The sequence below is a fragment of the Kordia jejudonensis genome (assembly GCF_001005315.1).
GTDB classification, from domain to species: Bacteria; Bacteroidota; Bacteroidia; order Flavobacteriales; family Flavobacteriaceae; genus Kordia; species Kordia jejudonensis.
In genome coordinates this window covers 45915-70982 of record NZ_LBMG01000033.1, presented here as the reverse complement: position 1 = coordinate 70982, position 25068 = coordinate 45915, and the positions used below count along the sequence as shown (strand labels likewise).

The window sequence follows — 25068 nt, the reverse complement described above, 5'->3', positions numbered from 1 at the left end:
ATGAGAAAGAAATTGCCAAACAATAAGCATAAAGGATTATATATTTATTGTAACAATTGCAGTAAATATTTTTCATATACAAATATCACAATTACAGATAAAGAAACGGGGAAAAAAATTAAAAAAGAACCTACTTGCGGGAAATCCAAAAAAAAACTATCCAGTTGTAAATTTCCTGAAAAACATAGGTTCAAAAGTATGCTTCATTATCCTGGACAAAACACAAGTATTAAAAGTAAAACTTTAGATGCTCAAACCTATGAAGAAGCTGTTATTAAAGCTATTGAGTTTGAACAAGAATTTGAAGCTGAAATCATGGCTGATGGTGTTCCTACTAAAGTATCCGACCGTTTTTATTTGAGAAATGCACAGATAGAATATATAGAGTATATTAATGATGTAGATGTTCCAGCACATAAAGTAAAAGACCTATCTGAAGACTATAAAAAAGATATTTTCTTATGCTTGAAATATTTTAATCAAGCACTAATCAAGAATAATGTAAAGCCAAGACTTTTATTGCTAACACAGATCAACGATTATCACGTAGGATATCTTCACGATTACTTATTAAATCATGTTGAAGGAATAAAATCTGGAACAACATACAACAACAAAATGAATCGTTTAAAAGGTTTTTTTGATTGGGCGATTAAACATTATAAACTATACATAGACAACCCATTTAAAGAAGTTAAAAAAAGAACTGCAACTTTAAAAAAAGATGCTATTACAGCAAATGAATTTAAAAAACTTTTAGAAATTATATCACCTGAAACTGGAAGTGTAATAATTGGAGAAAGTAAAACAAAAAAGAATAGATACAAACCCTATTTAAAAGATGGAATTGAACTTGTACTTCACACTGGAGGAAGACGTGATGAAGTTGTTGATATGACTTGGAATATGGTCAAAGAAATTGATAATAAACCAACTTACATTGAAGTTCCAAACTTTAAAGTTTTAAGACTTAAAGGGGATGGATATAATGATAATGTTCCACCTAAAATAATTCCAATAACCAAAAGTCTCTATAAACTTTTACTTCGTTTGGGTTATAATGAAAATAAAGGAAGTCACGAACACGTATTAGTACCTGATAGAAGTAAAACATCTGCAAATGCAATTAAAGAAAATTTATCTAAAGGATTTTCGCATTATTATAGTCTACTAGATACAGGTCACAAATTACAAATGAAATCCCTTAGAAAAACCTATTTGACTTATCTTAAAATTGCGCTTGGAGACGATGCAAAAAAACTCTCCTCTCATGCTAACGATGAGATACTTGAAAAACATTATATTGATGATAAAGTTATCAGTAAAGCTATTCAGGATTTTGAGATTTTTGCGACCTAAAACGGTTAAAAAGCGACCTAAAAACTGGAAAAAAGATACTTTTAAAAGATACTTTTTTAAAAAAAGTCGCTCCACCCTTCTCTGTGAAGTTCCCCTAAAAACAAAATAACCCTCTCGTAATGAGAGGGTTAATAAAGGGTGAAAGACCGGGTTCGAACCGGCGACCTCTGGAACCACAATCCAGCGCTCTAACCAACTGAGCTACAATCACCATTTGTTTTGCGGATGCAAATATATGATATTTTACTTCCTATACAAAGTGTTTTTTTAATTTATTTAAAGTCTATTTTTATTTACTTGATTCTTAAAAGATTAACATGTTGTTATTAGAAGAAACAACCACAATTTACATAAATAGGACACGGTACATATTCATACATATAATTAGCCATAAATGCATCTGGACTTATCTCATATAATGGAACAGAAATAAAAATCAAAACCAATACTATCGCTATGATTTTTGTCCGTAGCGAGAATATACGAGTACTTACCCCATATTGAAATCGTAACGGATCGTGTAAGTGTTCTTGTTCCATAGGTAAAGTATTAATTACTATTTTCTATTTCTTGTGTCTGAAAGTTTAAACTTCCGTCTTGAGAGTTTTTCGTAAAATAATCCATTAGACACGTTGGCATTACATAATAATATACATAATTTACCCGAAACGCATTAGCATCTATTTGATATAATGGAAGCAATGTAAACATACAAATCAAGATGGATGCAATGACTTTTACACGCAACGAAAATGGTCGTGAATTTGTATTATTTTCAAATTGAAACGGATCGTATGAGTAATCGTGTTTTCCATATTATATTAAATCACTTAATGAATCTACAGCAACATATCGTTCTACCGTAAAGCCTTCTGCATAATCTACGCCAATTAAGCGTCCTAAATCACGTGCGCGATAGTTGATACTATCAATGAAATTTTTACTGGTTATAGGCGTTTCTGCTTCGTTGCTATTGGGATCATAAAATTGCGAACTATAAGCCATAACTGCATCGTGTTTTGTATTTATAAAACCCGAAACGTCTACGACAAAATCTGGATCAATGTTTTTCCATTGTATGTAATGATACACATGTGTCGGTCGCCACTTTTCTTGCAGTTTACCATCAAGCTGTGTTTCTATTTTTAATAAGCCACTTAAAAAACAGGCATCACTTACCAGCTGACTTCCTTTTCCATGATCTATATGGCGATCGTCGATTGCATTGCAGAGTACAATTTCTGGTTGATATTTTCGAATCATCTTTATAATTTCCAGCTGATGTGCTTTGTCATTTTTAAAGAAACCATCTGCAAATGCCAAGTTTTCTCGAACGGAAACTCCCAATATTTTTGCGGCATTAGCAGCTTCAATGTCGCGTAAATCTGCTGAACCACGCGTTCCTAATTCTCCACGTGTCAAATCAACGATACCGACTTTTTTTCCATTGGAAATTTCTTTTGCAATTGTGGCGCCACAACCCAATTCTACATCATCAGGATGCGCACCAAACGCTAATATGTCTAACTTCATGTTTCTTTTTATGCTTTTTACAAAAATACAATTTATTTAATTCTTCAAAGTAATTACAAACCGAACAAACTAGATATAGAACTCGTTTAAACTTTTTTAATTTGCTAAAAAATTGCTCTTTTCAGACCTGTTTTTACCTTTTTTTCGTTCCGTAGCGCTGCTATGAAACTCAAAAAAGCTGTCAACAGCACTTAAAACTGCTAATTTTCGCCTAAATCCGAAAAGTTTAAACGAGTTCATAAAAAAACCCCGCAAATTGCGAGGTCTTTTTATCTATTCTAATAACTGATGCATTATTGTCCTAATTCAGCTAATTTAGCTTTTACAGCTTTCATTTTAGCATCTTCTCCTAAGAAAGAGTATAAACCTTTCAATTGTTTTAGAATTTGCACATTATCTGGAACTTTTTCAGAAAGTGCTTCTAATACAGCTAACGATTTTTTATAAAGCTCAGTTTGTTTCGCCTGTAGTTCGTCAAACTTTTTGTTATCCGAAGCAGAGTTTCCAAGCTTATTCATCTCTTCTACCACATCAGCAGCTTCGTCAATGTACGTTTTAGATAAATTGATTCCTGCGTTTGTATATCCAGGATCAAGCTCTAAAACTCGCTTATATGCCTTTCTTGCTTCTTCTATTTCTCCACTTTCAGCACTTATGACACCAATATTGTAGTGAGAATCTGCATCGTTAGGATTTTTAACAATGATTTCTTGCATGATTTCCTTAAACTTTACTTTGTCTCCCTGATCGTAGTAAATTTTTCCTTTTGCTAATAATAGTGAAGCATCATCTGGATTTGCAGCGATTGCCTCATCAACAGCGATTAATGCTTTTTCATTGTCTCCAACATGATTTGAATAAATCCAAGAAATGTTTTTGATGATTTCTGGCAATCTTGATTTAGTTTTTTCTTGAGTCGCATCTTTGTGCGTTCCGCCTTTCACAGAAAAATCTCTCATCGTTTTATCTGGAAACGATTCTCTTTTCCCAGAAGCAAGACTTACTGCATAATACTGAGTTTTTACACCAGTATAGTTTATATCCTTTAGCTCTTCGTAATACTTTAATGCGCTATCAAAATCTTTCCCTGTGATAGAGTTTGAAGCTGCATAGTACAAGTAATCTTGATTTCTTGTATCCATTTTATAGGTTGCATACAAAATATCTGCTGCTTTACCGTAGTCTTTCGCTTTTTGTGCTACGATTGCATTATCTACCATTTTACCAATCATTTCTTGAAATAATGGTTGTACTTCACTCGTGTATTTGAATTTCTCTTGTTCTTTTTCAAATTCGAGTAATTGCTTAAAGTTGTCACCTGCTGTTTTGAAAGACTTTTCGGTGTCCATTCCTTTTTTAGCTAGCTCATAATATGTTTTTCCTTTGAGGAAATAATATTGTGCTTTGTATTTTGCATCAGCATTTGCAATTATACCATCAACACTTGTGATCGCTGTTTTGGCTTCTACAGTGTTTCCTTTTTTTAATGCTTTTTCTGCTGCTTTTAATTCTTTCTTTTGCGCAAAAGCAAATGCGGTAATTAATAATGCTGCGAAAATTGAAATTGTCTTCTTCATTTTTCTAATGTTTAAAATAATTTGAGAGTTTGTTATTATTATTCTTGTGTTTCGTTGTCACTGTCATTGCTAGTATCAATTGCCGTGCCATCTTCCGAAACCTCAGGATTTTCAAGGTTTTCTAACCCTTCAACATCTTCTTCCTCCTCATTCATTACTTTGGCTACTGCAGCAATTGAATCTTTTCCTTTAATGTTGATTAATCGAACTCCTTGTGTCGCACGTCCCATAACTCTTAAGTCTGAAACTGCCATACGAATTGCAATTCCCGATTTGTTGATAATCATTAAACCATCGTCATCAGTTACATTTTTAATCGCGACTAATTCTCCCGTTTTATCCGTTACCGAAATAGTTTTTACTCCTTTTCCACCACGATTGGTAATTCTGTAGTCTTCCAAACTAGATCGTTTTCCATATCCGTTTTCAGAAACTACTAAGATGTTACTTTCCATATCGTTTACGGCAACCATTCCTACAACTTCGTCATCATCATTTGCAAGTCTAATTCCACGAACTCCAGAAGCATTTCTTCCCATCGGACGCGTTTTCTCTTCTTCAAATCGAATAGCTTTACCAGATTTTACGGCTAACATTACCTGACTGTTTCCAGTAGTTAATTTTGCTTCTAGTAATTCATCGCCTTCTTTAATTGTAATCGCGTTGATTCCGTTGGTACGTGGACGTGAATATTGCTCTAAAGGTGTCTTTTTCACTTGACCTTTCTTCGTTGCCATAATCACATAATGCTCATTGATATACGCTTCGTCTTTTAAGTTTTGCGTACAGATGAATGCTTTTACTTTGTCATCTTTTTCAATATTGATTAGGTTCTGAATCGCTCTACCTTTCGACGTTTTACTTCCTTCAGGAATTTCGTAAACACGCATCCAGAAACATTTTCCTTTTTGTGTAAAGAATAACATGTATTGGTGGTTGGTTCCCACAAATAAATGCTCTAAGAAATCTTCATTTCGAGTGGCACTTCCTTTTTGTCCAACACCACCTCTATTTTGTCGCTTGTATTCGTTAAGTGACGTACGTTTAATGTAACCTGCATGTGAAATTGTAATGACTACTTTTTCATCAGGAATTAAATCTTCAATACTTACATCTCCACCAGCATATTCTATCATAGAACGTCTTTCGTCACCATATTTATCTTTGATAACGGCAAGTTCTTCTTTGATGATGTTCATTCTTCTTGACTTGTTTGCCAAGATGTCACGGTAATCTTCAATACTTTTCATGATATCATCATATTCTCCGCGCAACTTGTCTTGTTCCAGACCAGTTAACTGACGTAATCGCATTTCAACAATCGCTTTCGCTTGAATTTCTGTCAATTCAAAACGTTTGATTAAATTGTTACGCGCATCTTCCGCGTTTTGCGAACCTCTAATGATAGCAATTACCTCATCAATATTATCAGAAGCAATAATTAAACCTTCTAAAATATGTGCACGTTCTTCCGCTTTTTTGAGTTCGTATTGCGTTCTACGCGTTACTACTTCATGTCGGTGTTCCACAAAATGATGAATCATATCTTTCAGATTCAATAATTGTGGACGTCCGTGTACTAATGCAATATTATTTACACTAAATGAAGATTGTAGTGCAGTATATTTATATAATTTATTTAAAACGATATTTGGAATGGCATCACGTTTTAAAATGTATACAATTCGCATTCCTTTTCTATCAGATTCATCACGAATTGTAGAAATACCATCTATTTTTTTATCGTTAATCAAGTCCGCAGTTTTCTTAATCATATCTGCTTTATTCACTTGATATGGAATTTCCGTAACAATGATACATTCTCTACCTTGTACTTCTTCCATAACAGCTTTTCCGCGCATCACAACTTTTCCACGTCCTGTTTTAAACGCTTCTCGAACGCCATCGTATCCGTAAATGATTCCTCCTGTTGGAAAATCGGGTGCTTTAACGTGTTGAATTAATTCATCAATTTCAATATCGTTGTTATCAATATATGCATGAATTCCGTCTATAACTTCAGACAAATTGTGTGGTGGCATATTTGTAGCCATACCAACTGCAATACCAGATGCTCCATTAATTAATAACCCAGGTACACGCGTTGGTAATACAGTAGGTTCTTTTAAGGTATCATCAAAATTTAGGGAATGATCAACAGTATCTTTGTCAATATCTGCCAACATGTCGTCAGATATCTTACGCATTCTTGCTTCTGTGTAACGCATTGCTGCAGGACTATCACCATCAATAGAACCAAAGTTTCCTTGTCCATCGACCAACATGTAACGCAAACTCCATTCTTGCGCCATACGAACCATGGCGTCGTATACGGATGTATCTCCGTGTGGATGATACTTTCCTAATACTTCTCCAACAATTCTTGCTGATTTTTTGTGAGCGGAACTAGACCTAACTCCGAGTTCATGCATTCCGAATAATACTCTACGATGTACGGGTTTCATACCATCTCTTACATCTGGAAGTGCACGTGACACAATGACTGACATCGAATAATCGATGTAAGCAGACTTCATCTCATCTTCGATATTAATAGGGATTAATTTTTCTCCTTCTGCCATGTATTTTATGTTTTAATATTTCGAGTTTTACAAATCGGGTCAATATACAACATTTACTAGGATTCAGCGAGGATTTATTAGAGCATTTTAACGTTTTTTTATTAACAATTTTTGATAAGTTTTTTTGATAATTTAATATTATAATTTTTGAATTCGCTGTTTTTTTTCGTCTATTAGCTTGAATATGCTTCCATAGCGGAACAATTTTTGTATTATTCGTTCCGAAGTATTAATTTTAATGTCGAAAGGAAACAAGATTTATGGATGATAATTTCTCCCCAAGAGTAAAAGATGTAATCGCCTACAGTAAAGAGGAAGCATTGCGCTTAGGCCATGATTTTATTGGCACTGAACACTTAATGCTAGGACTTCTCAGAGACGGTAATGGCAAGGCTATCAATATTTTGAATGCACTAGATGTCGATTTGACACATTTGCGCAGAAAAGTAGAGATTTTAAGTCCTGCCAATCCCAATGTGGCAGTCGCTCCTAATGAAAAGCGCAACTTACACCTTACCCGACAAGCCGAAAGAGCTTTAAAAACTACATTTTTAGAAGCCAAACTTTTTCAAAGTTCTTCTATCAATACAGCACATCTATTGTTGTGCATTTTAAGAAATGAAAATGATCCAACTACCAAACTTTTAAATAAGTTGAAAGTGGATTATGATAACGTTAAAGAGCAATTTAAGTATATGATAACAAATGATGATGATTATATAGATGTTCCAAGAGCCAACTCTGACTATGATGATAATGGCGGATCGCAAGAATCTTCAAAAGAAAATCCTTTTGGTGGAACTTCTAATACAGGAGGAAAAGTAAATAAGAAATCGAAAACTCCCGTTTTAGATAATTTTGGACGCGATCTTACCGCTATGGCGGAAGAAGGAAAACTCGATCCTGTTGTGGGACGCGAAAAAGAAATTGAACGCGTATCGCAAATTTTGAGCAGGCGTAAAAAGAATAATCCAATTTTAATTGGAGAACCTGGTGTTGGTAAATCTGCCATTGCCGAAGGTTTAGCCAATAGAATTGTAAAACGAAAAGTATCACGTATTCTATTTAATAAACGTGTAGTAACTTTAGATTTGGCCAGTTTAGTTGCTGGAACAAAATACAGAGGTCAGTTTGAAGAACGTATGAAAGCCGTGATGAACGAATTAGAGAAGAATGACGACATTATTCTTTTTATTGATGAGATTCATACTATTGTTGGTGCTGGTGGCGCTACAGGAAGCTTAGATGCTTCAAACATGTTTAAACCTGCATTAGCAAGAGGAGAACTGCAATGTATTGGTGCTACAACGTTGGACGAGTACAGACAACATATTGAAAAAGATGGTGCTTTAGAAAGACGTTTCCAGAAAGTTGTTGTACAACCAACAACGGTAGATGAAACGGTAGAAATTTTAGAGAACATCAAAGATAAATACGAAGAACATCATAATGTGAGTTATACACCAGAAGCCATAAAAGCTTGTGTAACACTCACAAATAGATATATGACAGATCGTTTCTTACCAGACAAAGCTATTGATGCGTTAGATGAAGCTGGTTCTAGAGTTCATATCACAAATATTGATGTGCCAAAACAAATTCTCGATCTAGAACGTCAGTTAGAGGAAGTACGCGAATTGAAAAATTCTGTCGTAAAAAAACAGAAATATGAAGAAGCTGCTAAATTGAGAGATGATGAAAAACGCCTAGAAAAAGAGTTAGCAATTTCACAAGAAAAGTGGGAAGAAGAATCCAAGCAACACAAAGAAATTGTAAATGAAGAAAATGTTGCAGATGTTGTTTCTATGATGACAGGAATTCCTGTAAATAGAATTGCACAAACAGAAAGCAATAAATTGGCACAATTACCAGAATTGATCAAAGGAAAAGTAATTGGTCAAGATGAAGCTGTTGGAAAAGTAGTAAAAGCGATACAGCGTAACCGTGCTGGACTGAAAGATCCGAATAAGCCAATTGGTTCATTTATCTTTTTAGGGCAAACTGGAGTTGGTAAAACACAATTAGCGAAAGTATTAGCGCGTGAATTGTTTGACTCTGAAGAAACACTCATCAGAATTGACATGAGTGAATACATGGAAAAATTTGCCATTTCTCGTTTGGTTGGTGCGCCTCCAGGATATGTTGGTTATGAAGAAGGTGGTCAATTGACTGAGAAAGTTCGTAGAAAACCATATTCTGTCATATTATTAGACGAAGTTGAAAAAGCACATCCTGATGTATTTAATATGTTATTACAAGTATTAGATGATGGCTATTTAACAGATAGTTTAGGGCGTAAAATTGATTTCAGAAACACCATTATTATTATGACATCAAATATTGGTGCGCGTAAATTGAAAGATTTTGGAGCTGGAGTTGGTTTTGGAACAAATGCTAAGAAAACACAAGCTGACGATCATGCAAAGGGTGTGATAGAAAATGCATTGAAGAAAGCATTTGCTCCTGAATTCTTAAACAGAATCGATGATGTGGTTATTTTTAACGCGTTAGAACGTGAACATATTCACAAAATTATTGATATCGAAATCGCAAAATTATATGCTAGAATCAAAGGTTTAGGATATGATTTATTATTAAGTGATACTGCAAAAGATTATATCGCCGATAAAGGTTTTGATAAACAATACGGAGCTAGACCGCTAAAAAGAGCTATTCAAAAGTATGTTGAAGACGCACTTGCCGAAGAAATCATTACTTCTAAAATTCATGATGGAGATAAAATTTTCATGGATCTAAATGATAAAACAGACGAATTAACTATCAAGATTGAAAAAGCTGAGAAGCCTGCTGAGTCTTAATCGTAATACGTTTAAAAATACATGTAAAATCCTGTTTTCTAGAAAGCAGGATTTTTCTTTTTTACGTGTTTTCGTGTCGTTTACAGATAAAAAAAGGGTATTCATCTAAAAAGTAGGCAATTAACTTTGAAAAAAATACTTTCAATCTTCTTCATTATAATTTAGCACCAATAAATTATTCTACCGAAAATCATGAAAATTACTGGGAAACAACTAAAGGACGTATATACTTTCGAGAACGGAAAGCTATATTTATACAATGACCTCATTATTGGAGAAATTAACGAAGGTGCACATATTTCATCTGAAACGCTGCTCTCTTTTTTTGAATTCTTTCACGAGAACTACAAAATTCCGTTTGGATATATTTCATATCGAAAAAATTCGTATTCAATTGATCCACAAGTATATAAAATGCTTCCAGAAAATAATTTATTAAAAGGCATTGCTGTGGTTACTGTCGATAAATTTTCTTCTTTAAATGCACATGTTGAAAAAAAGTTTTTCAATGGAAACTATGAATTATTTACGACTCTTGAAACAGCTGTGAATTGGTTAGACACCATTGTTTCTGTCGAGAAAAGCATGTTTCATGAAAAAAAGAATGTATAATATGAACGTTGCATGCAGTATATTCTAAAAAAAAACAGCAGTTCATCTATTTTTTTCTTGTTTTAAAATAAAAAAAACTACCTTTAGTTAAAACCCTCGACCTTGCAATTAACTAACGGAGATAAAAATACCTATATTAAAAAATACATTCTTAGTATTGGGAAAATCAAAATCTATGAAGATTACATGGTTGCTCAACTAAATGAAGGTATTACACTCAATATTGAAACTGTTCAAGAAATTATCAATATTGCAAAAAATCACTTTGCTTCAAAACCATTTACATATATTACCATCCGAAAAAATTCATATGCGGTGGATCCAATGTTGTATTTAAAAGTATTTGAAATAGAAAATTTAAAAGCCATCGCAATTGTTTCCAATAAATTTATTGACAACCATAATGTGAAAATCGAAAAACACTTTTTCAACAAACCTATGAATATCTTCAAAACACTTCCTGAAGCTGTTGCGTGGGCAAAGTCGTATTTAGTATAAACTTCTTCGAGTTCAAGAGTAATTCAAATGGAAATTAAAATTTTAACTAAAACAAGAAAAAAGTTAAATGGTATATTTCTAATTAGTATTGTATTTACCATTGCGCCTTGGCTTATAATATTTCCTATTTTCTCTTTTTACGATGAAAAATTTACTATTGCCATAATTCTAATGATTCTTAGTCTTGTAAGTATTTGTATGGCACTATTGATAGGATTGATTCGATTGTTTTCTCACACAACAATAATTATAGAAAAACATTCTGACTATGTAGTTACTTTAAATACAACTGAAGAAGTAAGTGCGATTAAAAAAGCAGCGCAAATAGAATTTACTAAAAACTATGTACACAATAACACGCTCAATTTATCGGTAGAATTAAATAATAAAGAAGCCTTCAAGTTATTAAAATATGCAACGGATACTCCTATAAACATCAACATTGAATTTAAAGAAACATCATTTTTGGAGCAAGATCCAAAAGAATGGTTCAAATCATTAATGAGCATGGCTGATGCAGCTTCTTAACGTTTCACTTAATCAAATAAAACTTCACTCTCAATTACCATATGTTGGATAAAGGATAAAGTATCTTGAATAGCAATATACAGTTCTCTATCTTCGTCAACGAAAGGAACTTCTTCTCGATACATTAATAAAAAAGTTTCGATGAATTCCGAACTTTTTAATGGCGCTCTAAATACCAATGCCTGAGAAGCATTTAGCAATTCAATCGCCAACACACGCTCCACATTATCAATTACTTTCTTTGCCTTTGTAGCTGCATTTGCGCCCATACTTACGTGATCTTCCTGTCCGTTTGAAGACACAATAGAATCAATACTTGCTGGCGTAGCATATTGTTTATTTTGACTTACAATACTTGCCGCAGTATATTGTGGAATCATAAAACCAGAATTTAATCCTGGATTATTCACAAGGAAATCTGGCAAATCTCTCAAACCAGAGACCAATTGAAATGTTCTACGTTCGGAGATATTTCCTAATTCTGCTACAGCGATCGCCAAATAATCCAACGCTAAAGCCAATGGTTGTCCGTGAAAATTTCCGCCAGAAATAATAGCTTCTTCTTCGATAAAAATATTTGGGTTATCGGTTACTGAATTGATCTCCGTTTCAAAGGTTTTCTTAATAAATGCCAAAGTATCTTTTGTAGCTCCGTGGACTTGTGGCACGCAACGAAACGAATACGGATCTTGCACATGTTTCTTCTCTTGTGAAATCAATTGACTTCCATCCACGAACTCTTGAATCCGTTTTGCTGTTTTCAACTGTCCATTGTGTGGACGAATCAAATGAATTAAATCATTAAAAGGTTCCAATCTTCCATCAAAAGCTTCCAAAGAAATAGAGGCAAAGAAATCAGCAAAATATGATAATTTATAAGCTTTCAACAACGTATGAACGCCATACGCACTCATAAATTGCGTTCCGTTTAACAATGCCAATCCTTCTTTGGCTTTCAACTCAATTGGTTGCCAATCAAAGGCTTTCAAAACATCCGATGCAGCAACTTCTTCTCCTTTATAATACACAGTTCCTTTTCCTAAAAGCGGCAATGATAAATGTGCCAACGGAGCCAAATCGCCGGAAGCGCCTAGTGAACCTAATTCAAAAACAACTGGGAGAATATCATTATTATAAAAATCGATCAAACGTTGCACAGTTACTAACTGCACACCAGAATGTCCGTAACTTAGTGACTGAATCTTTAAGAATAGCATTAATTTTATAATCTCTTCAGGAACACGATCTCCAGTTCCACATGCATGCGATGTAACTAAATTTTCTTGTAACTTAGAAAGGTGTTCATCCGAAATTTTTACATTACACAACGATCCAAAACCTGTATTAATACCGTAAATAGGCGCTTTTTGATCCTTAAGTCGTTGTTCTAAATATTCACGACAAGCAACAATTTTAGTAGTGGAAGCTGCTGATAAAGAAAGTTTTGCATTAGACAATAGTAACTCTTGAATCATCGTAATATCAAGCAACTGTGAACTTATTTCGTGTATCATGTGAAAAGATGCTAAAAATTTAATTCAAAAGTGGAAATTCAAATGATATAAACCAAATAATTGTCAATAATTTATTGATTAAAAAAAGAATCTTTTACATTTGAATAAACAAACTTTACAAAAATGAAAAAATTATTGCTATTGATTGCGGTATTTGCAATCTACTCATGTGAAAAAGAACCCAAAGTAGACTATGTATTACTTTCTGGAAAAGTTGAAAATCCTAAAGGCGACAAGATAAATATTTCTGCGAGCGATTTCAAGAAGGAAATTGTACTAGCAGAAGATGGTACGTTTGCCGATACACTTCGAATTGAAAATGCTGGGTATTACACGCTTATGCATGGAAGAGAACGCACGTCTTTGTACACAAAAGCTGGAGATGAACTGAAAGTAAGCTTAGATGCTTCAAAATTTGACGAATCGCTCAAATATGAAGGAAAAGGAGCTGAAAACAATAATTATATGGCTGCTAAGTTTTTAGCAAATGAAAAACTAAATTTTCAAGAAATATATAAACAAGAAGAAGCTGATTTCTTAAAAACTATTGGCGATGCAAAAACAAAATCAGAAGAACTCTTAAACAAAACTGAAGGTTTAGACGCTGACTTTGTTGCCAAGGAAAAAGCAAGTATCAATTATGAATACTTAGGCAATCTTGCAAGATATCCTAATTACCATCCGTACTTTGCACAAAAAGAAAATTTTGAACCTTCAAAAGACTTGCTAAAACCACTTGAAGGTATCGATTTTGATAATGAGGAAGATTTTAGATTATACGATTCATACCAAGAAATTGCGATGGGACATTACATGGAAACTATTTACAAAGATTCTCTAATTATAGATAATGTAACTGCGCTTAAAGATTTAAAATCGCAAAGCTTAAAAAACCAAATGGCACAACAATTAGAGTTTTTTATCTCTCCTTCTAATAAAAATGCAGAAAAATTATACAATGATTTATTAGCATTATCAAATAAAGATGAGTTTAAAGAAAGACTTGGAGAAAAATATAATAAAATTAAAAACCTTGTTGCTGGAAAACCATCTCCAAAATTTGATTATGAAAATCATAAAGGTGGAAAAACTACCTTAGCTGACTTATCAGGAAAGTATGTGTATATTGATGTGTGGGCAACTTGGTGTGGACCTTGTATTGCAGAAATTCCTTCTTTAAAAAAGGTAGAAGAACAATACCACGGTAAAAACATCCAGTTTGTTTCTATTTCAATTGACACTGAAAAAGCATACAAAACTTGGAAAGAAATGGTGGTAAATAAAGAATTAGGTGGCGTACAATTAATTGCAGACAACGCATGGAAGTCAAAGTTTGTTACTGATTATGCAATTGATGGTATTCCAAGATTTATTTTAATTGATCCAAATGGAAACATCGTAAATGCTGATGCTCCAAGACCTTCTGATCCAAAATTAGTTGCACTATTTGACGAATTGAAAATATAAATTTCAATACTAAATATAAAACATAAAAAAAGCGCTTTGAAAGTTTTCAAAGCGCTTTTTTTTATTAAGCTTTTTCTTGTGGTGGCTCTTCAGGTTTTTGGAATAAATCTAAATACGCATCGCCAATATGAGCTACAATAGCACTTGCAGTTAAGGCTTGATATCCCAATCCTGATAAAGCAATATCGCCTGCTTTTCCATGCAAATACACCCCAAAAATTGATGCTTTAACGGCATCATAACCTTGCGCCATCAATCCTGTAAGCATTCCTGTCAATACATCGCCACTTCCAGCTGTCGCCATTCCAGGATTTCCAGTGTTATTAATATACAAGTGATCTTGGTATATTGTTATGGTATTTGCACCTTTAATAATCAAAACAACGTCATATTTTTTGGCAAATGCCTTCGCTTTTTCCAACTTATCAAAATCATCAGACCACTCGCCTATCAAACGTTCTAACTCTTTTGGATGTGGCGTCAAAATTGACTTTGCTGGAACTGACTTCAACATCGTTTTATTTGTTGCCAAAATATTTAAAGCATCTGCATCTACAATTAACGGTTTTTTGTTAGTTTTCAAAAAAGCTTTCAACGCTTTTACGGTAGCTGTATCTGTTCCCATACCAACGCCAACGCCAATCACTGTTGGATCTATATCGTATGTTATTTTAGAAATATTCTTTTCGCCTGCATCGCAAATTACCATTGCTTCTGGCAAAGCTGTTTGCAAAATAGTATATCCACATTCAGGAATGTACGCCGTTATCAATCCTGTTCCTACACGCAAACTTGCCGAACTCGCCAAAGTAACCGCGCCCATTTTACCATAACTTCCGCCCATAATCATACTATGTCCGTACGTTCCTTTATGCGCATATTTTTCTCTAGGAATATAGAATGGTAGGACTTCAAACTTATCAACAAGTTGCACTTCTGTTTCTGTAGTTTGCAAATATTCTTGGTCCAATCCAACATCAATTGCTTCCCATTGTTGCATATACACACCTGTTTCTGGCAAAAAGAAACTTAGTTTTGGCGCTTGTCCTGTCAATGTATAATTACTTTCAATAACAGCTTCTTTATCTTCAGGTGCATGATTTGGATACAATCCAGAAGGAACATCTAACGAAACCGTATACGCGTCGGAAGCATTGATATATTTAATCAAACTTTTTACCCAATCAGATGTTTTACGATTCAAGCCAATTCCAAAAATAGCATCTACAATAATATCGTCTTTGTGCATTTCTGGAAATTCTTCTCCTGAACTCAACAATCGCGGCCAAACTTTAAACTCTTTAATACGGTCATAATTAATCAAAAAATCTTTGGTTCGCTTATCGCTAAAATTCACAACATACGTATGTACATTATATCCATGATGCAATAATTGTCGCCCTAAAACCAATCCTAAACCACCATTATTACCAATTCCGCTATAAATATGTATCGGAACTTGCGCACCTTGCATTCGCGTATGAAACCAATTAAAAATTTGAGTTCCGGCAAATTCCATCAAGTCATTAGAGGTTATTTTATTTTTTTCAATAGTGATATTGATTGCTTCGTAGATTTGAGCTGCTGAATATATCTTCATGTATTAATTTTATTAAAGCAAAGATTACACTTTTGATGAAATCTCTTGCATTTTACTATACTTTTTTAATGCATTTTTAATAAAAGTGCATTTTCACTACATATCCGTGAAAAATAGTATTATTATTTGTTTATGCATATAAAAGTAATACATTTGAATAACATCATATGCAAAAAATATGTGCTTAGTAGCAAACATTATCACTTTTTCAAATTGTCTAACAGTTACCAATACAACTGTTACAATTTCTACTACAACCCCTTTTGGGGTTTGATAATTTAATATTAACTAAGTGTTCTTACACATATTTATAAAGACAATCTAAACATAGATTCTGAAAAATTTTACCAAATAACCATATCAATACCAAACCATGAACATACTAAAATTTGGCGGTACTTCTGTCGCCAATGCTCAAAATATTAGCCAAGTTATCGATATTGTATCGAAAGCTTCCGCTGATAAAAAAATCGCCGTTGTCGTCTCCGCTTTCGGAAACACTACAAACATGCTACTTAAAACTGCCGAACTCGCCGCAGTGAAAGACGAACATTACAAATCACTGTTACTCGAAATTGAAAACAGACACATGCAAGTGGTCAAAGATTTAATTCCTGTTACAGATCAAAGTGCCATCATAAGTCATACAAAACGTTTACTAAATTATGTAGAAACGCTCTATGAAGGTTGTTTCTTATTGCGCGAACTAACACCCAAAACCTTAGCAACCATCGCAAGTTTTGGCGAGTTATTGTCTTCGTACATCATTTCAGAAGTAATGAAATTTCGTAAATTAGACAGTATATACAAAGACAGTCGTGAACTGATTATTACTTCGGAAAGTTATGAAAATGCACAGGTAGACATGAAAATTACAGCTAAAAACTGTGCTGATTTTTTCGAGAAAAACACACATCAAGTTGTCATCTTACCAGGATTTATTGCTGCTACAGAAAATGGAGAAACCACAACACTAGGTCGCGGCGGTTCAGATTATACAGCGGCAATTATTGCAGCTTCAGTGCAAGCTTCGGAACTACAAATTTGGACAGATGTAAGCGGAATGTACACATCTAATCCTCGAATTGTAAAACAAGCAACTCCCATTCCACACATATCGTATCAAGAAGCAATGGAATTGTCTCACTTTGGTGCAAAAGTGATTTACCCGCCAACAATTCAACCTGTATTAGAAAAAGAAATTCCAATTTTGGTCAAAAATACCTTCAAACCTGAAGAAGAAGGCACACGAATTACAAAACATACAAACGGAAAACAACAACCAGTAAAAGGAATCAGTTATATAGAAAATATCTCTTTATTAACATTACAAGGAAGCGGTATGATTGGGATTCCAGGGTTTTCCAAGCGATTATTTGAAACTCTACTTGCACAAAAAATAAACATCATTCTCATTACGCAAGCTTCTTCTGAACATTCTATCTGTATAGGAATCAATGACAAAGAAGCATCAAAAGCAAAAATGGCGATTGACAAAACGTTTGCCTACGAAATCTCTTCTGGAAAAGTAAATCCTATCTTGGTAGAGCAACAACTAGCAATTTTGGCACTCGTGGGCGAAAACATGAAAAACCATCAAGGATTAAGTGGTAAAATGTTTAGCACACTTGGAAAAAACAATGTAAATATCAGAGCCATAGCACAAGGTGCTTCCGAAAAAAATATTTCAGCAGTAATCAATAGTGAAGATGCAAAAAAAGCATTAAACGTACTTCATGAAGAATTCTTTGAGGAAAAAATAAAACAACTCAATCTATTTGTAATTGGTGTTGGAAATGTGGGCGAACGCTTCTTGGCACAATTGCACAAACAAAATGAATTCTTACTTGATCAATTAAAACTAAATATCAGAGTTGTCGGTATTTCCAACTCTAGAAAGATGGTTTTTGATGCTGATGGAATCAATTTAGATAGCTGGAAAAATACGCTCTCGAAAGGTAACAATGCTAGTTTAGAAGATTTTCATGAAACAGTAAAATCGTTAAATCTGCGCAATAGTATCTGTATTGATATTACCGCAAGCGAAACAGTTTCAAATACATACAAACACTATTTACGAAATAATATTGCTGTTATAACCTGTAACAAAATTGCCTGTGCTTCGCAATATGAAAACTATCAAAACTTAAAACGTATTTCCAGAAAATACAATGCACCTTTCTTGTTTGAAACTAATGTTGGTGCAGGATTGCCAATCATTGATACTCTAAAAAACCTAATCGCTTCTGGAGACAGAGTGCATAAAATTCAAGCCGTTTTATCAGGAAGTTTAAATTTTGTGTTTAATAATTTTAGCACTGAAAATACATTTCGTGAAATTGTCATAAAAGCACAAGAAGAAGGCTACACAGAACCTGATCCTAAAATAGATTTAAGTGGTGTTGATGTCGCTCGAAAAATTCTAATCCTAGCACGTGAAAGTGGTTATATTATGGAATTAGAAGACATTCAAAACAATTCATTCTTACCAGAAGAAAGTCTAGCAACGGAGAATAATGATGATTTTTATGATTCGTTAAAAACGTATGAAGCACACTTTCAAGAAATTTTAAAAGAAGCAAATGACAAAGATTGTCGCTTAAAATATGTAGCTACATTTGAAGATGGAAAAGCAAAAGTAGGATTGCAGCACATTCCATCCGATCATCCATTTTACAATTTAGAAGGAAGTGATAATATTGTACTATTTTACACCGATCGCTATGTGGCGCAGCCTTTACTCGTAAAAGGAGCTGGCGCTGGTGCAGAAGTTACCGCTTCTGGAATCTTTGCAGATGTTATAAGAATTGGAAAATTCTAGGAAATTATAAATGTAAAATGCTAAATTTTAAATTCAACAGATTTTAATTGTTCTCGACTGCGCTCGAACTGACGTCTGAAGTAAAAATAAAATGCTAAAAGCAAAAGGCTAATAGCTAAAAGCTAGAAAAAAATGAACGAACTCAAAATATTCGCGCCAGCAACCATTGCAAATGTCTCTTGTGGATTTGATGTCCTCGGACTTTGTTTAGATACTGTTGGCGACGAAATGATCATTCGGAAAACTGCTGAAAAAGGTATAAAAATCACGAAACTTGTCGGGCAAGATTTACCAATGGAAACCGACAAAAATGTCGCAGGTGTTGCAGGTTTAGCGATGCTTGAAAAATTAAATTTGGATCACGGTTTCGAAATTGAAATCTATAAAAATATCAAAGCAGGAAGCGGCATTGGAAGTAGCGCGGCAAGTTCGGCAGGAACAGTTTGGGCAATGAATGAATTACTTGGAAAACCATTCACTGAAAAGGAATTAGTTCCGTTTGCCATGGAAGGCGAAAAACTAGCCAGTGGAACGGCGCATGCAGACAACGTAGCTCCTGCCCTTTTGGGAGGTTTTACGTTGGTACGAAGTTACAAACCTTTGGACATCATAAAAATTCCGACACCAACTGAATTGTACGCTACCGTAATTCATCCGCAAATTGAAGTCAAAACATCAGATTCACGTTCGGTGTTAAAACAAACGATTTCACTAAAAAAATCAATTGTACAAATTGGAAATTTAGGCGGATTAATTAGTGGATTATATATTTCCGATTACGATTTAATAAGCAGATCATTGCATGATGAAATTGTGGAACCATTACGTTCTATCCTAATTCCAGGATTCAAAGAAGTAAAAGAAAACGCAATTACTTGTGGAGCTTTGGGCGCAGGAATTTCAGGCTCTGGACCTTCTATATTCGCATTGAGCAAAGGAAAAATAATGGCAGAAAAAGTAGCAGAAACGATGTCTAAAACTTATGAAACATTAAATATCGATTATGATGTGCATGTCTCTAAAATTAACACAGAAGGTTGTCGGATTATCTAATTAATTGGGTCTTAGGTCTTGGGTCTTGGTCAAAAATCAATTATGAATTCTAAATCTTTCAATCTTTCAATCATTCAATTAAACAAAAATGAACTACTACAGTCTACACCATAAATCTCCAAAAGTTTCTTTTAAAGAAGCTGTTATTCGCGGATTAGCGCCTGATAGAGGAATTTATTTTCCAAAAAACATTACACCATTATCGGAAGAGTTTATTCAAAATATACATAACTATTCACACGAAGAAATTGCTTTTGAAGCCATAAAACAGTTTGTTGGAGATGAAATTCCAACCGACGTTCTAAAAGAAATCATTGCAGAAACGCTAAGTTTTGAGTTCCCCGTAGTTCCTGTTGAAGACAATATTGGAACTCTAGAATTGTTCCACGGACCAACCATGGCATTTAAAGATGTTGGCGCACGATTTATGGCGCGTTGCTTAGGTTATTTTAATCGTAATAGTGATGAAAGTGTAACCGTTTTAGTAGCAACATCTGGCGATACTGGTGGCGCAGTTGCCAATGGCTTTTTAGGTGTAAAAGGTGTGGACGTTGTGATTTTATATCCAAGTGGAAAAGTAAGCGAAATCCAAGAAAAACAATTAACTACGCTTGGGCAAAACATAACAGCATTGGAAGTTGATGGTGTTTTTGATGATTGTCAAGAAATGGTCAAAACTGCCTTTTTAGATGCCGAAATTGAGCGTACACTTACCTCAGCAAACTCTATCAACATTGCACGTTGGTTACCGCAAATGTTTTACTTTTTCTTTGCTTACAAAGCATTACATCAACAACATAAAAACATTGTATTTTCTGTTCCTAGTGGTAATTTTGGAAATATTTGCGCAGGAATTATGGCGCAGAAACTAGGATTGCCAATTCAGCACTTTATTGCAGCAACAAATGTCAATGATACAGTTTCAAACTATTTGCAGCATGGAGAATATGTTCCACAAAAATCAATTGCAACCATTTCAAACGCGATGGATGTTGGAAATCCGAGTAATTTTATCCGTATTCAAGAGTTGTATGGAAATGATTTGGAAACGATCAAAAAGCACTTTTCATCCTATAGTTTTACAGACGACGAAACAAAAGCTGCCATGAAATCTATTTACAATCAACACAATTATATTGCAGATCCACATGGCGCTGTTGGGTATTTAGGCTTAAAAAATCATAATTTAAAAGATGCATATGGAGTTTTCTTAGAAACGGCACATCCTGTAAAGTTTTTACCAACGGTAGAATCGACCTTGCGTCTAAAATTAGATATTCCTGAGCAGATTCAAGAAATTATGCACAAAGAGAAAAAAGCAGAATTCATTACTGATTATGATGATTTGAAGCTATTCTTAAAAAAAGAATAACTGTAACAAAAATTAGGAAGGTGTTAAAATAGTTCTATGGTTATCTTTAATAATTACGAATTTTGCATTTGTTGTTGAAATGTGATCACAATAAACTCAGCAGGTTTAGACACCGCTACTTTCATTTTAATGCGCATAATGCCTTCTAAGACATCAGTTGGAGACATCGTAGTTCCTAAACCGACAGAAACTTGAAAAGCTTCATATGGAGTTGCTCCTACTAAGCCTCCTTTTTCCATAAATCGGTAAAAAAACGGCTAATCATACTTTCAACAGCGACCCACGTTTCTTTTACATTTGGTTCAAATATATATGCCTTGATAGAAAATTTTACTGACTGTTCAATCATAATTATTGTTCTACGAACGTTAATATATTTCCAATCCAAGCTGTTTGCATCTAAGGTTCTAGCACCCCAAACCAACGTCCCTAAATCAATAAATGCACGAATTGCACACACCGCTTTTCCTAAATATGGGGCATTTAAATCTTGTTGTTGGTCATGATCAATATGTACAGCTGGTCCTACTGTACTGTTTACAGCAACATTTGCAGGCGCCTTCCAAACTCCTTGTTCATTATCAACGCGTGTAAAGATTCCTGCTATAGCTCCAGAAGTTGGTAATAAGTTTTTCTTTTCTAAAATGGCTAACATGATCGATTTGTACACTGCAAACGTATTGTTCATAATATAATTGAGCGTATTGGCATCACTTGAAATATCACTTCCCTCTTCAATTTCACTAGTTAATGCGTTGATGTATGGCGTCATTACTTCGATTTCTTTTTCTTTTAAATCAGCAATGCTTTCCGTAAGTAATTCTTGTAATACAGTAATTCCTGCTTCAGAAAGATTCTTGAAACTCAATTCAGTAGGTTGTATTACGGTTGTTTGTAACCAGGGATAATATGCAGCACCATAACTTAAGAAATCAGAACTTACAGCATCTCTAAATCGATTGATTGGATTATGTGTCGGGACATCCATACTTTTGTAACCGTTGAGAATATCTAAAATGGCAACTCTACTTTTTTGAATGCCACAATGACTCAACATTTTTCGTTGTAATGAATAACAGTTAGCACCATCATCATCTGTAAATAACATTGCATCTGGAATGACAATCATGGTAGGTTCTACCTCTTTTTCAAGTAAACGCAATCCTTGTAAAAATGGATTAACAGAAAAATCAGGTTTCACAGTTTCTCCGCCATAAGTTCCTATGGCAACCACATAACAAGTACTACCTCCATTTTGGTAAAATAATTTTACCGATTCGTACATGTAAAATAATGTGCCAGGCTTTGGAGTTAAACTCAAATATTTATCTAATATCATAAGATCGGTTGTTGGTGCATCTTCTTGATCTGGATCAAAAGCAGCCAAATCATAAATCGTATGCGCTCCAGTTCCAAAGAAGTTTTCAAATGCTAACAATGAGTCAACTCTAGTAGGTTTGTTTAAAAGAGATGTTCCTTTAAATGTTGCATGTTGTGTGTAACCGATAAATGCTGGAATAGCAGTTGCTACAGATACAACAGCATTAGGAAACGTATTCTTTTCCTCAGTATACCTGCTAGGTGTTTTCATTTCATCATTCATAAAGATTTGGGTTTAAAAGATTTAAAAGCTTAATTTATTACTAATTATCTAAACTTAAAAAAGTTCTAAGAATAATAGTTTACAATCACTCAAATTTATGAGAATTCAAAAAAGTGGTGTTAAATTCCGAAACAAGTAAAAATTCATCATTTTTTTATGGCTATTTTTCATAAATTCGCAATCAATTTAAGAAACACTCAACATGAAGGATACAGCGCTCACAGAAATTCACAAAGCATTAGGTGCAAAAATGGTTCCCTTTGCAGGTTATAACATGCCCGTACAATACGAAGGTGTAAAAGTTGAACACGAAACGGTTCGTAATGGCGTTGGTGTTTTTGACGTAAGTCATATGGGAGAATTTGTTATTTCTGGACCAAATGCACTTGCATTAATTCAAAAAATTGCCACCAATGACGCTTCTAAATTGGTCGATGGAAAAGCGCAATATAGTTGCATGCCAAATAATGATGGCGGAATTGTGGACGATTTAATCATCTACAGAGTGAATGAAGAAAAATATATTTTAGTCGTAAATGCTTCAAACATTGAAAAAGATTGGAATTGGATTTCAAGTCATAACGATGTTGGCGCCGAAATGAGAGATGTCTCTGAAAACTACTCTTTATTGGCGATTCAAGGACCAAAAGCTGTTGAAGCGATGCAATCGTTAACCACAGTTGATTTGTCTACTATAAAATATTATACATTCCAAATTGATACATTTGCAGGTGTTGAAAATGTAATCATCTCTGCAACTGGATATACAGGTTCTGGCGGATTTGAAATTTACTGTAAAAATGAAGTTGTAGAAGAAGTTTGGAACAAGGTTTTTGAAGCTGGAGCCGATTTCGGAATCAAGCCAATTGGTTTAGCAGCAAGAGATACACTTCGTCTGGAAATGGGCTATTGTTTATATGGAAATGATATCGATGATACCACTTCACCAATTGAAGCTGGTTTGGGTTGGATTACAAAATTTACGAAAGATTTTGTAAATCGTGAGCAATTGGAAGCACAAAAAAGAGCTGGTGTTGAACGCAAATTGATTGCTTTTGAAATGCAAGAACGTGGAATTCCAAGACAAGGTTACGATATTGTAGACGGTAACGGAAACAAAATCGGAAATGTTACTTCAGGAACTATGTCGCCTTCTATGGGAATCGGAATTGGTTTAGGCTATGTTCCTACGGTATTTACAGATGTGGGAAGCAATATTTACATTCAAATTCGTAAAAATAGTGTAGCCGCCAAAGTGGTAAAACTTCCTTTTTACAAAAAGTAAAACTATTGAACAAAATATTAATATTAGGAGCAAGCGGATTTATAGGTCAAGCATTATATAAAGAGCTTTGCTCCTATTTTGATGTATATGGAACTTTTTATAGCAACAAATCGTTTGCTAAAAATGCACATTTTATTCGCTACGACTTAGATTATGATGGCATTGATGAAATAGTGTTACAAGTTCAGCCAACGATTATCATTTCATCGTTACGCGGCGATTTTCCAGCACAAATTGAAGTGCATACATTTCTAACCGAATATGTAAAAACAAGACCTTGCAAACTCATCTTCCTTTCATCTGCCAATGTATTTGATGCATACAGCAGTTATCCTTCTTATGAATACGATAAAACACTTTCGGAAAGTATATATGGAAAACTAAAAATTCGCATCGAAAACATGATCATGCGTTTGCCGCTGAAAAAATATGCAATTGTACGTTTGCCAATGGTTTTTGGACACAACTCACCAAGAATTTTAGAAATAAAAGCTTGTCTCCGAGAAAAAGTGCCTGTAGAAGTCTTTCCCAACTTGGTTATGAATACGATTTCGGATAAAAAATTGACACAACAAATTCATTATATGATTAATAGACGTAAAAGTGGAATCTTCCATTTGGGCGCCGAAGATTTGATACATCATGATGAATTTATCACGGAGATTTTAAAAAGTATGCATGTTGAAAAACCTGTATTTAAAAACGTGTATACTTCAAATTTTGATCGTTTCTTAGCCGTATTACCAAAGGACAACAAACTTCCAAAACATTTGGCAACCACCAACCAAGAAACCTTGGAATACATTTCTGGGAAGAAAACTTCGTAACTATCGAAAAAAAACGAT

The 25068-nt window shown here is 34.1% G+C and carries 19 protein-coding genes and 1 tRNA gene; 11 read left to right on the top strand and 9 right to left on the bottom strand.

Annotated elements, in window-relative coordinates:
• On the top strand, positions 1-1359 hold the full coding sequence (locus tag AA089_RS16110; RefSeq protein WP_046758013.1) for a site-specific integrase: 1359 nt from the start codon (positions 1-3) through the stop codon (positions 1357-1359).
• 136 nt (positions 1360-1495) lie between these two features.
• Here AA089_RS16110 and AA089_RS16105 read toward each other — a convergent pair.
• From AA089_RS16105 to gyrA, 5 genes are all read right to left on the bottom strand, one after another.
• Positions 1496-1571: transfer RNA gene (locus AA089_RS16105), tRNA-His, on the bottom strand.
• 114 nt (positions 1572-1685) lie between these two features.
• The gene (locus tag AA089_RS24885; RefSeq protein ID WP_156169059.1) at positions 1686-1898 is read right to left on the bottom strand and encodes a hypothetical protein; all 213 of its coding nucleotides are present in this window, start codon (positions 1896-1898) and stop codon (positions 1686-1688) included.
• A gap of 277 nt (positions 1899-2175) precedes the next feature.
• Positions 2176-2892, bottom strand: a complete 717-nt coding sequence (gene bshB1 / locus AA089_RS16100) for a bacillithiol biosynthesis deacetylase BshB1 (RefSeq protein WP_046758012.1) — start codon at positions 2890-2892, stop codon at positions 2176-2178.
• Positions 2893-3185: 293 nt separating this feature from the next.
• Positions 3186-4469 (bottom strand): tetratricopeptide repeat protein, encoded by a 1284-nt coding sequence (locus tag AA089_RS16095; RefSeq protein WP_046758011.1) that lies wholly within the window; start codon positions 4467-4469, stop codon positions 3186-3188.
• Between the two features lie 38 nt (positions 4470-4507).
• Positions 4508-7051, bottom strand: a complete 2544-nt coding sequence (gene gyrA / locus AA089_RS16090; protein ID WP_046758010.1) for a DNA gyrase subunit A — start codon at positions 7049-7051, stop codon at positions 4508-4510.
• 260 nt (positions 7052-7311) lie between these two features.
• Between gyrA and AA089_RS16085 the strand changes: the two genes are divergently transcribed.
• From AA089_RS16085 to AA089_RS16070, 4 genes are all read left to right on the top strand, one after another.
• Positions 7312-9870: an ATP-dependent Clp protease ATP-binding subunit gene (locus AA089_RS16085; protein WP_046758009.1), complete on the top strand. Its 2559-nt coding sequence runs from the start codon at positions 7312-7314 to the stop codon at positions 9868-9870.
• Between the two features lie 192 nt (positions 9871-10062).
• Positions 10063-10482 (top strand): hypothetical protein, encoded by a 420-nt coding sequence (locus AA089_RS16080; protein ID WP_046758008.1) that lies wholly within the window; start codon positions 10063-10065, stop codon positions 10480-10482.
• Positions 10483-10584: 102 nt separating this feature from the next.
• Positions 10585-10980, top strand: a complete 396-nt coding sequence (locus AA089_RS16075) for a hypothetical protein (protein WP_046758007.1) — start codon at positions 10585-10587, stop codon at positions 10978-10980.
• Positions 10981-11007: 27 nt separating this feature from the next.
• Positions 11008-11508 carry a hypothetical protein gene (locus tag AA089_RS16070; RefSeq protein ID WP_046758006.1) on the top strand — a complete coding sequence of 167 codons (501 nt, stop codon included), beginning with the start codon at positions 11008-11010 and terminating at the stop codon, positions 11506-11508.
• Positions 11509-11516: 8 nt separating this feature from the next.
• On the opposite strand, the gene hutH is transcribed toward AA089_RS16070, so the two are convergent.
• Positions 11517-13022, bottom strand: a complete 1506-nt coding sequence (gene hutH, locus AA089_RS16065; protein WP_046758005.1) for a histidine ammonia-lyase — start codon at positions 13020-13022, stop codon at positions 11517-11519.
• 123 nt (positions 13023-13145) lie between these two features.
• On the opposite strand from hutH, the gene AA089_RS16060 reads away from it, so the two are divergent.
• The gene (locus AA089_RS16060; protein ID WP_046758004.1) at positions 13146-14489 is read left to right on the top strand and encodes a TlpA family protein disulfide reductase; all 1344 of its coding nucleotides are present in this window, start codon (positions 13146-13148) and stop codon (positions 14487-14489) included.
• A gap of 64 nt (positions 14490-14553) precedes the next feature.
• Here AA089_RS16060 and AA089_RS16055 read toward each other — a convergent pair whose 3' ends face one another.
• Positions 14554-16089, bottom strand: coding sequence for an NAD(P)H-hydrate dehydratase (locus tag AA089_RS16055; protein ID WP_046758003.1), 1536 nt, complete (start codon positions 16087-16089; stop codon positions 14554-14556).
• Between the two features lie 373 nt (positions 16090-16462).
• Between AA089_RS16055 and thrA the strand changes: the two genes are divergently transcribed.
• From thrA to thrC, 3 genes are all read left to right on the top strand, one after another.
• Complete coding sequence (gene thrA, locus AA089_RS16050) at positions 16463-18910, top strand: bifunctional aspartate kinase/homoserine dehydrogenase I (RefSeq protein ID WP_046758002.1); 2448 nt, start codon at positions 16463-16465, stop codon at positions 18908-18910.
• A 132-nt stretch (positions 18911-19042) separates the two neighbouring features.
• The gene (locus tag AA089_RS16045) at positions 19043-19963 is read left to right on the top strand and encodes a homoserine kinase (protein ID WP_046758001.1); all 921 of its coding nucleotides are present in this window, start codon (positions 19043-19045) and stop codon (positions 19961-19963) included.
• Positions 19964-20051: 88 nt separating this feature from the next.
• The gene (thrC, locus tag AA089_RS16040) at positions 20052-21335 is read left to right on the top strand and encodes a threonine synthase (protein ID WP_046758000.1); all 1284 of its coding nucleotides are present in this window, start codon (positions 20052-20054) and stop codon (positions 21333-21335) included.
• A gap of 53 nt (positions 21336-21388) precedes the next feature.
• On the opposite strand, the gene AA089_RS24880 is transcribed toward thrC, so the two are convergent.
• The gene (locus AA089_RS24880; protein WP_053002490.1) at positions 21389-21574 is read right to left on the bottom strand and encodes a hypothetical protein; all 186 of its coding nucleotides are present in this window, start codon (positions 21572-21574) and stop codon (positions 21389-21391) included.
• On the bottom strand, positions 21556-22938 hold the full coding sequence (locus AA089_RS16035) for a phage tail sheath C-terminal domain-containing protein (RefSeq protein WP_053002487.1): 1383 nt from the start codon (positions 22936-22938) through the stop codon (positions 21556-21558). The genes AA089_RS24880 and AA089_RS16035 overlap by 19 nt, the downstream gene beginning before the upstream one ends.
• A gap of 202 nt (positions 22939-23140) precedes the next feature.
• Here AA089_RS16035 and gcvT point away from each other — a divergent pair, with 202 nt between their 5' ends.
• Positions 23141-24223 (top strand): glycine cleavage system aminomethyltransferase GcvT, encoded by a 1083-nt coding sequence (gcvT, locus tag AA089_RS16030; protein WP_046757999.1) that lies wholly within the window; start codon positions 23141-23143, stop codon positions 24221-24223.
• 5 nt (positions 24224-24228) lie between these two features.
• Positions 24229-25050, top strand: coding sequence for a sugar nucleotide-binding protein (locus tag AA089_RS16025; protein ID WP_046757998.1), 822 nt, complete (start codon positions 24229-24231; stop codon positions 25048-25050).
• Positions 25051-25068: the final 18 nt, after the last annotated feature.

What these genes read in the sequence shown, in the direction of transcription:
- AA089_RS16110 (WP_046758013.1), top strand. Translation starts at nt 1, where the DNA reads ATGAGAAAGAAATTGCCAAACAATAAGCATAAAGGATTATATATTTAT.
- AA089_RS24885 (WP_156169059.1), bottom strand. Translation starts at nt 1,898, where the DNA reads ATGGAACAAGAACACTTACACGATCCGTTACGATTTCAATATGGGGTA.
- bshB1 (WP_046758012.1), bottom strand. Translation starts at nt 2,892, where the DNA reads ATGAAGTTAGACATATTAGCGTTTGGTGCGCATCCTGATGATGTAGAA.
- AA089_RS16095 (WP_046758011.1), bottom strand. Translation starts at nt 4,469, where the DNA reads ATGAAGAAGACAATTTCAATTTTCGCAGCATTATTAATTACCGCATTT.
- gyrA (WP_046758010.1), bottom strand. Translation starts at nt 7,051, where the DNA reads ATGGCAGAAGGAGAAAAATTAATCCCTATTAATATCGAAGATGAGATG.
- AA089_RS16085 (WP_046758009.1), top strand. Translation starts at nt 7,312, where the DNA reads ATGGATGATAATTTCTCCCCAAGAGTAAAAGATGTAATCGCCTACAGT.
- AA089_RS16080 (WP_046758008.1), top strand. Translation starts at nt 10,063, where the DNA reads ATGAAAATTACTGGGAAACAACTAAAGGACGTATATACTTTCGAGAAC.
- AA089_RS16070 (WP_046758006.1), top strand. Translation starts at nt 11,008, where the DNA reads ATGGAAATTAAAATTTTAACTAAAACAAGAAAAAAGTTAAATGGTATA.
- hutH (WP_046758005.1), bottom strand. Translation starts at nt 13,022, where the DNA reads ATGATACACGAAATAAGTTCACAGTTGCTTGATATTACGATGATTCAA.
- AA089_RS16060 (WP_046758004.1), top strand. Translation starts at nt 13,146, where the DNA reads ATGAAAAAATTATTGCTATTGATTGCGGTATTTGCAATCTACTCATGT.
- AA089_RS16055 (WP_046758003.1), bottom strand. Translation starts at nt 16,089, where the DNA reads ATGAAGATATATTCAGCAGCTCAAATCTACGAAGCAATCAATATCACT.
- thrA (WP_046758002.1), top strand. Translation starts at nt 16,463, where the DNA reads ATGAACATACTAAAATTTGGCGGTACTTCTGTCGCCAATGCTCAAAAT.
- AA089_RS16045 (WP_046758001.1), top strand. Translation starts at nt 19,043, where the DNA reads ATGAACGAACTCAAAATATTCGCGCCAGCAACCATTGCAAATGTCTCT.
- thrC (WP_046758000.1), top strand. Translation starts at nt 20,052, where the DNA reads ATGAACTACTACAGTCTACACCATAAATCTCCAAAAGTTTCTTTTAAA.
- AA089_RS24880 (WP_053002490.1), bottom strand. Translation starts at nt 21,574, where the DNA reads ATGGAAAAAGGAGGCTTAGTAGGAGCAACTCCATATGAAGCTTTTCAA.
- AA089_RS16035 (WP_053002487.1), bottom strand. Translation starts at nt 22,938, where the DNA reads ATGAATGATGAAATGAAAACACCTAGCAGGTATACTGAGGAAAAGAAT.
- gcvT (WP_046757999.1), top strand. Translation starts at nt 23,141, where the DNA reads ATGAAGGATACAGCGCTCACAGAAATTCACAAAGCATTAGGTGCAAAA.